Consider the following 1,411-nt stretch of genomic DNA (forward strand, 5'->3'; position numbering starts at 1 on the left):
ACACTTTGTAAATGGCTCAAGATCTGAACCTTGATGCGCGGTTTGAAACTATGCTATTTTGCCAAGCATGACTGGGCGAAACATAGGAAAGCTAAACTTACTGGAGCGGACGCTCCCCGACGGTCTGCTGGTGGATGCAGCCTGGATGGAGCGGCACGGCTATTCGACCAGCCTCCGCAGTCAGTATGTCGCAGCTGGCTGGCTGGTACAGCCGGTTCGTGGCACCTACAAGCGACCAATTGGCAAGCTGACCTGGGAAAGAGCCGTCATCTCATTGCAAGCATTGATGAAGCATCCCTTGATCGTGGGCGGCCGGACCGCGCTTGAACTGCAAGGGCTTGGTCACTACGTCTCCGCCAGCGGGCCGACAAGCATCCACCTCTATGGTGACGAACCTCCGCCAGGCTGGCTTGCGAAGCTACCTTTCAAAGAGCGTTTTATCTTCCACAAGGCTCAGACCTTGTTCAATGCAGAGGCTGTCGCAGAAGGTCCGCTCAGCCTGGCTGGTGGTGATGACGGCGATGAGTATAAACGAACCGGGGACCAGGTTCGCCCGCTATCCATGAACACGCAATGGCCTCTGCTGGTTTCCACACCTGAGCGGGCTTTTCTGGAATTGCTGGACGAACTGCCGAAGCGCGAGACATTCCATAATGTCGATGTGATCGCGGAGGGACTGCGCACGCTCAGTCCGACCCGTCTCCAAAGGCTGCTGGAAGATTGCCGCAGCGTAAAGGCCAAGCGGCTGTTCTTCTGGTTTGCCGAAAGACATGGCCATCGCTGGCTCACCCGGATTAATCGGGACCGTGTGTCGCTCGGCAGCGGCAAGCGCATGCTGGTCAAGGGTGGCCGGCTTGATCCGAAGTATCTGATAACCGTGCCGGAGGATCTCGGTGCCCCTGTCTGATCGCTATAGGGCGCAGGTCGCACTCCTGGTCGCCGTGATGCCATTCGTTGCGGCGGAAGAGGATTTCGCCCTGAAGGGCGGCACGGCGATCAACCTGTTTGTCCGCGACATGCCCCGCCTGTCGGTCGACATCGACCTGACCTATCTGCCGGTGGCCGGGCGCCCGGAATCCCTGTCTGCGATTGATGCAGGCATGAAGCGGATTGCCGCTTCCATCCGCAAGGGACTGCGGGGGGCGCACGTCACCGAAGTTCTGAATGTGCGCGAGCCGGTCGTTACGAAGCTGACCGTGCAGCGGGGGGATGCCCAGATCAAGATCGAGGTGACGCCCGTCCTGCGCGGCTGCGTCTTCGCACCGGAACTGCGCTCCGTGTCAGCTGCGGTGGAGGAGGTTTTCGGCTTTGCCGAAATACAGGTCGTCTCGTTTGCTGATCTTTATGCCGGAAAGATCGTGGCGGCACTCGACCGGCAACATCCGCGGGATCTGTTCGACATCAGGGACCT

2 protein-coding genes are annotated in these 1,411 nt (G+C 59.3%); both read left to right on the forward strand.

All coding sequences use genetic code 11. The features are described 5' to 3' along the window. Window positions 1-67: 67 nt before the first annotated feature. Entirely contained in the window at window positions 68-907 is an 840-nt protein-coding gene (locus tag AC1Q7F_RS32550; protein ID WP_492512700.1) for a type IV toxin-antitoxin system AbiEi family antitoxin domain-containing protein, read from the forward strand. Continuing rightward, window positions 894-1,411 (forward strand): nucleotidyl transferase AbiEii/AbiGii toxin family protein (locus tag AC1Q7F_RS32555; protein WP_492512701.1); only part of this gene is annotated, 518 nt, incomplete at its 3' end. The genes AC1Q7F_RS32550 and AC1Q7F_RS32555, both read left to right, overlap by 14 nt.

It is taken from the genome of Niveispirillum sp. GW835-FHT14G11 (assembly GCF_058793615.1).